Annotated in this window: 5 protein-coding genes; 1 reads left to right on the forward strand and 4 read right to left on the reverse strand. The window is 43.9% G+C overall.

The annotated features are described in order from the left end of the window. Positions 1-84: 84 nt before the first annotated feature. Complete coding sequence (locus Q0314_RS04960) at positions 85-264, forward strand: hypothetical protein (protein WP_298057186.1); 180 nt, start codon at positions 85-87, stop codon at positions 262-264. A 47-nt stretch (positions 265-311) separates the two neighbouring features. Here Q0314_RS04960 and Q0314_RS04965 read toward each other — a convergent pair whose 3' ends face one another. The 4 genes from Q0314_RS04965 to Q0314_RS04980 all read right to left on the reverse strand — a co-directional run. After that, entirely contained in the window at positions 312-1,178 is an 867-nt protein-coding gene (locus Q0314_RS04965) for an NAD-dependent epimerase/dehydratase family protein (RefSeq protein WP_298057189.1), read from the reverse strand. Beyond that, positions 1,168-2,199, reverse strand: coding sequence for a GDP-mannose 4,6-dehydratase (gmd, locus tag Q0314_RS04970; RefSeq protein WP_298057192.1), 1,032 nt, complete (start codon positions 2,197-2,199; stop codon positions 1,168-1,170). Before gmd ends, Q0314_RS04965 begins: the two co-directional genes overlap by 11 nt. Next, on the reverse strand, positions 2,199-5,804 hold the full coding sequence (locus tag Q0314_RS04975) for a glycosyltransferase (protein ID WP_298057194.1): 3,606 nt from the start codon (positions 5,802-5,804) through the stop codon (positions 2,199-2,201). The genes gmd and Q0314_RS04975 overlap by 1 nt, the downstream gene beginning before the upstream one ends. Continuing rightward, the coding region (locus tag Q0314_RS04980; protein WP_298057196.1) for a Wzt carbohydrate-binding domain-containing protein at positions 5,797-6,250 on the reverse strand (454 nt) is incomplete at its 5' end. The genes Q0314_RS04975 and Q0314_RS04980, both read right to left, overlap by 8 nt.

The following is a 6,250-nucleotide window of genomic DNA, read 5'->3' on the forward strand; positions in this document are numbered from 1 at the left end:
GCCTTAGTTTTTTCTTTGGGCGCACCGTTTGCGCTTAAACGTTAGATAAGGGCAAATAACGGGACTAGACAAGGCGCTTTTGCCGTGTTTGAAGCAAATTTTGATAAAAAGTTTAAATTTACGAATTCTTCAAATTTAAAACATAAGGATTTTACGGGCGCAAAGAGCATAAATTTAAGCGATTTGAGACGGTTGCTAGATGTCGGCGGGCATATATTTCATAAATTTGCCAAAGCCGAAATTTGCCCGTTTGCTCGCGTTTAGCGCCGCAAAGTACGGCTACGCAAGGTGCGTAAATTCGTAAAACCCATCTAGTCGCTAGCTAGCATTAGGCGTAGTAGCGCCTCTATATCGCCGCTGCAAGGAACTATGCCGTAGCTTAGCAGCTTTGCCGTATCGCAGACGAGTAGGGCGGGATCGTTTGCTCTGACAAATCGGGGATCGCTTTGCACAGCTATATCGTGTCCGCTTAGGCAGCGTAAAATTTGTAAAATTTGCTCAATACTATAAGCCTTACCAGAGCCAATGTTAAAAATTTCATCGTTAGCTTCGAGTTTTAGTAGTTGCTCGTATATTCTCACGACGTCGTTTATGTCGTTATATTCGCGCTTTGGCGTCAAATTTCCAAGTTTTATTGTATGAGCTCTATCTTTAAAATGTCGTACTATTTTTGGTATGAGGAAATTTTCGCTTTGTCCAGTACCTGTGTAGTTAAATGGGCGCGCGATGATAAAAGGCAGTCCGCTTTTAGCTATCTGCTCCTCCATAAAAATTTTACTTTCGGCATATATGCTTTGCGGATTTAGCGGAGAGTTTTCGCACATGGGCATATCTCCTCCGCCGTAGACGCTAGCCGAGCTTGCAAAGATCGCCTTTTCAAATTTAACGGAACCTAGAGCCTCTAGCAAATTTAGCGTACCGATTTCGTTTGCGTTTTTTATCTCGGCGGGATCGGCCATAGCAAAAGACACCGCTGCCAGGTGGATGATGTAGTCAAATTTGACGCTAAAAGCAGCTTTTATGCTGTCTTTATCAAGCAGATCAAGGCGCGTATGATTAGGCGCGCTAGGGCTCAGGGCGCCGCCTGAGACCTCGTAACCGAGCGCACAAAGGTATCGCTCCAGATAGCGACCCGTAAAGCCCTCAATCCCCGTGATAAAAACTCGCTTAGAACTCAAATCCCGCCTCGATGCGTCTTAGATCGGCTTTTATCATCATATCGCAAAGTCCCTTTAGATCAGTCTTTGCGCTCCAACCGAGCTTTTGCTTGGCTTTTGAGGCGTCGCCTATTAACAGATCGACCTCCGCGGGTCTAAAAAATGCCGGATTTATCTTTACGATCACGTCGCCCTTATCGTTTAGCCCGACTTCGTTTATGCCTTCGCCCTCGAATTTTATTCCGATATCTAGCGCTTCAAAGCTAAGCTTCACAAAATCCCTGACAGTGGTCGTTACGCCGGTAGCGAGCACGAAGGTGTCCGGAGTTGGGGCTTGTAGCATCGCGTGCATGCCTTCGACGTATTCTTTGGCGTAGCCCCAGTCGCGCTTTGCGTCTAGGTTGCCTAGTTCTAAAGTTTTAGCCTTTTTCAGAGCGATTTTTGCGGCCGTATTCGTGATTTTTCTCGTGACGAACTCAAGTCCTCTTAGCGGACTTTCGTGGTTAAATAAAATGCCGCTTGAGGCGAAAATATCGTAGCTTTCTTGATAGTTTACTGTGATAAAGTGTGCATAAAGCTTTGCCACTCCGTAAGGTGAACGCGGATAAAACGGCGTCGTTTCGCTTTGCGGGACGGCTTGGACTTTGCCGAACATCTCTGATGTGCTAGCTTGGTAAAATTTGATACTTTTATCTACCGTTTTGATTGCTTCTAGTATATTTAGCGTGCCGATACCCGTAGCGTTTGCAGTGTGAAAAGGCTCTTTAAAACTAACGCCTACAAAACTTTGGGCGGCTAGGTTGTAGATTTCCTCGGGTCTTATTTTATTGACGACGCTTAGGATATTAAACGGGTCGGTTAGCTCAAACTCGACTAGATGAAAATTCGGCTCGTTTAAAAGATCTAGCTCGTTTAATCTCCAAAAATTCGGGCTCACCGCTCGTCTGTAACCGCCATAGATCTCATATCCCAGATCGATCAGATATCTAGCCAGATACGCGCCGTCTTGGCCTCCGACGCCCGTGATTATAGCTTTTTTCATTATTCTTCTCCGTTTTTTAAATGTCGCATAAAATTATGATCAGTATTTATGGCTTTAAAGATTCTTAAATAAAGACCGGCGATATTTTGCCAGCTGTTTTCTTCTAGCCATTTTATGCGCTTATCATAAATTTTACCATCTATTTCATTATTTTTTACTTTTTCGAGTTGTTCTAGGATATCCTCGTCGCTAAAACCGTCCGCCGCTATCGTGATATTTTGCATCTCGCTAAAGATTCTTGACGGCGTAACTATAACGTTTTTACAAAGACTTAGAGAGACTCTGGCTGCTGCGCTACTACCCTCGTCGGTCTGTCCGTACGGCAATACGATCGCATCGCAACAACTTAGTTTTTCGTTTACAGTTTCTATCGGTAAAAAACTCGTATGCCACTCTATTTTTTCGCTCAAATTTAGCTTTTCGCAAATCTTGCGGCATCTTTGCAGTTCCGCCTCGCCGTCCGCGCTTGCGACCGGACTGATTATGACTAGTTTTGCGTCTATATTTTGACTGAATTTCGCAAAAGCTTCTAGTAGCACAGGTAGGTTTTTATGCGCAAATAGCAGTCCGAAAAATCCTATCCTAAATTTGCCGTCCATTTCCTTGCGTTTGTTTTGCTCGGGCGCTAAATTTTGCGTTCCGTGCGGCACTAGCGTGACATTATCGATAAGTCCAAGCAGCCTAAGCGTATTTAGATCGTCGATACTATGGACGAATACTCGGTCGAATTCGTAAAGCGTGTCGTGCCAGTTTTGTTGAGTTTGGCGTGGATAGTTTAGGATTTGCTTCGTGCTGTGAAGCGTGATAAAGCAAATTTTCCCCTGAGATTTTAGAGCGAGGACGTCTGATTTTAGCTTTTCATCTATCTCGAAAAATGTAAAATGGTGTTGTAGCCAGATGATATTCGCATCCGTCTCAAGCCCCGATAGTAGTTTTTCGCGCTCTATTTCATAGACTTTTATATTGTCGTTTTCTTGGGTTAAATTTGACCCATCGGTGCGCTTTTGCTCGCTCCAAGTGTAAATTTGCAAATCTGCGCCCGCCCGCGCAAGCTCGTCCGTTAGGTATTTTGAGTATTCGGCTATACCGCAAACGGCGTTATATGTCGAAAAGTAGGCTATTTTTAGCTCGCTTGGCTCATTTTTAAAGGATTTTAGATGCGAGATGCTCGAGATAAAATTTAGCGCATTTTTCTCGCCGAACATCATTTCATCGACTTTCTGTTTTAGCGGTTCTATGTTTGGCGCACGGTTTTGTAAAATTTGCTCGGCTACTTTGAGGATCTTTTCGCTTAGATCCTTGACGCTAGGCTCCGCCCAAAACGAATAATTTAGATTAAAATGCGTAACGGCCGGCGCAAATTTGTATCCGATAAACTCGCAGCTGCCATCCAAAAACTCGCACTGGCCGCTATAGTCGGTGGAGATAACCGGCTTTTTGTAGTGTACGCCTTCGATTGCCGGCATATTTAGCCCCTCGCCGCGCGTCGGTAGCACGACGATATCGCACTGCTCGTATAGATTTGCCACGTCGAGCGCGGTTAGATCTTCGTTTAGTATCACGCGGATTTTATCGCGGTACTTTTTATCGACTAAAAGCTCGATTTGTTCGGTTACGCTGTTGTGCGGATTAGGGAAGCTTTTTATCGTTAGGCTTAGCTCGAATTTAGCTTTTTTGCAAGCTTCGTTAAAGGCTCGCAGCAGCACGTCGGCACCCTTTCTAGGTAGGCACGACGAGATGTGAAAGAGCTTTATCTCGCGCTTTTGGTTGCTGTTTTCTTGCGAAACGCTTGGCGCAGGCGGCGTTTTTAGCGGTATATCGACCACTTTTACGGGTGTATAGCAGCCATTGTCGATGAGAATTTTTTTGATGAAAAAGGTCGAAACTAAAATGCCTTTATACTTGGAGTTTAAAATTTCGATCGTCCTAGGCGGGATACGCGACTCCTCCCAGAAAAATACCGCGATCTCAAAGCCGTAGCCTTCGCGCACGTCTTCGATTAGCGGGTAGTGGTGGTAGATCGCGACCTTGTCGTCGCTTCTGATTGCGGGTGTGTTTTTATCCGGCACTATGCTTCTTAGCGTTTCGTACTCGTCTTTGGTTATCGCGATGTCTTCGATTTTATCGAAATAGTTTGCGTGATAGCAGATAACAAAGACGTTTTTTACTTTGTTTAGTAGCCTAAATATGATGTTTCTATTTATTGCGGCTAGACTGTAGTGTCCGCTGATGTTGCCGATTACCGTTAGCTCGCTAAAGTTTTCTTTAAATTTGAGATTTTTTAGCTCCAAATTTTGCTCGTACTCTTTTGAGTGCTTTAGTTCAAAAACGTTCGGCTCGAAAACGCCCTCTTGCGAGACGTAGATATCGTCCCTTATTTGGCCTTTGAGGCTAAAAATTTTTGCCCTAAGAGCCGGGAATTTATTTAAAAATATCTTGAGATTCTTTTTAAATTTAGGGTTGTTATTTGCCGTCTTTTCGGTTAAATTTATACCGAATTTGAGCGCTTTTTTGAGATTATCTTTAGCTAAATTTTTGCAAAATCTCAAAAACTTATATACCCAAATAAGCGGCTTTGCGACCCTTTTAAATTTGGCGACGAAAATTTTAAGATGCTCGATATCGTTTTTGATAACGGGAGCTTCGTTTTCTAGGACGTAGACTTTATGATTTAGCGCGAGATATTTGCCCAGTAGATTTTCTAAATCCTCGTGTAGGCGCGCATTTTCATTTTGCAAATTTGCGATTTGATTTTTGCTTTCCATCAGCTCAAGCGAGCTTTTCCAAAGAGCCTCTTTTGTCTCCAAAGACTCCTTCCAAACGTCGTTTTTTAGCTCGAGCATCTGAGTTTTGTTTTCAAACGCCGCTACGTCGAACCTATCGGCTAGCTCTTCAAAGCTAAAGCCGCTTTTGGCCGCATTTAAAAACGCTTCGCGCGTTTTTTCGTCGCCGCCTTTAAGCCCCAAAACCGCATAATCAAGCCCGACACTGCTCAAAACGTCTCTTAGCGTAACGTTTTGGTTCTCTAAATCCTCGCTAAAGCTCAAATTTGAGTTCAGCCTCATCATAAACGTATCGCTAAAGCCTTCAAATTCGCACAGATACTCAAGCAACATCGGCGGGATAGGCTTAACGTGCGTAACGTCTAGATAGAAAGTTAGCGTAGCGACGCGTAAATTTTCTGGGTTAGGCGTTTCAAGTATCAAGATGCCGCCGTCTTTGAGAACTCGGCGCGCTTGTTTTATTAGCTCGCAAAGTTCGCTAAACTCCAAGTGCTCCACAAGCTGAAATGCGCTAACAAGCGCAAGGCTTGAGTCTTCTAGCTCGCTTAAAAACTCTATCGCTCCTTGTTTTTTGGCTTCAAGCGCGTTTTTTTCGCACTCTTTTAGCATCTCCTCGCTCACGTCGCAACCGCGCGCGATAAAGCCGTTTTGTTTTAGAATTTCAAGCCACTCGCCTCTGCCGCAGCCTAGATCGACTGCCGCCGGCTTTTCATCGTTTTGTTTTAAGATTTGCAAAAACGGCTCATAAGCAAGCAGGCGTTTTTTGATCTCGCTCTTATCTCCCCTAAATTTATCCTCGAAACTTTTATAAAATTTATCCATTTATTCTCTTTACTTCTAAACTCGGTTCAAGATACGCAAGACCGACGAAATCGGGCTTGCTAAAATTTACGACGTTAAAAATGATTGCGTTGTCGCGCCATTCGTAGTTGTTTTGCAGGTGGTTGTCGCTATCGTGTAGCGCTATCGTTACAGAAAACGACCCGACGCCCAAATTTGCGTCAAATTCAAAACTAAAGTCGTACTCCTCGCCTTTTTTGAGATTTTTTAAAGCTTGCTTTAGGTGGTAAGTGTTTGTGCCGTAGACGACCTGCGAGAAGCGATTTTTGATCTGATAGCCTAGCACTAGCGACGGCAAATTTTCGTTTGCTTGCACCGTTACTTTTAGCTTGATTTTTTTGCCGACTTCTAAATTTTGTATCTTTTTGCCTGCGGCATCTAAAATTTCCACGTTTTTTATGCAGGCTTTTTTGTTGCCCGATACGGTT

Origin of the sequence: uncultured Campylobacter sp., from assembly GCF_938040115.1 — a bacterium.
GTDB lineage: Bacteria > Campylobacterota > Campylobacteria > Campylobacterales > Campylobacteraceae > Campylobacter_A.